At 70.0% G+C, this 393-nt stretch carries 1 protein-coding gene; it reads right to left on the bottom strand.

Features of this window, described 5'->3' with window-relative positions; genetic code table 11:
* Window positions 1-356: helix-hairpin-helix domain-containing protein (locus E4T88_RS18735; protein WP_497707131.1), on the bottom strand; the 356-nt coding region annotated here is incomplete at its 3' end.
* Window positions 357-393 lie beyond the last annotated feature (37 nt).

A 393-nucleotide genomic window follows, 5' to 3' on the forward strand; every position in this document is an offset into this window, starting at 1 on the left:
CTCAGCAGGGCCACCGGATGGCTGCGGAGTGTGAGGCCGAGGGCCGAGTAGTCCTGCGCTACCGCTTCGCCTTCTGGCGCTTGCGGCAACTCCAGAACAGTCTCTCCGATAGGTGCCTCGCGGAGCAGGGCCGGCGCGGCGTGCTGACCGGCCGCGTCCCAGACTTGCTGGCGGCGGTGCCCAGCAAGGCTGGCAAGGGCGTCACCGCCCGCGAGAACACGCAGGGTAGGTTGGTCCAGGTCCGCGCGCAGCGCGAGATCCTCAACATCCTGAAACGGCCGCTCCGCGCGCGCCGCCTCGATGCGCTCCGCTGCGGCTTTGCCAAGACCGTTGACGAGCCGCAGTCCGAGGCGCACAGCTGGCGCGTGCGGCAAATCCTCCAGGGTGCAGTCC

Source organism: Dysgonomonas mossii (assembly GCF_004569505.1).
Lineage (GTDB): Bacteria > Bacteroidota > Bacteroidia > Bacteroidales > Dysgonomonadaceae > Dysgonomonas.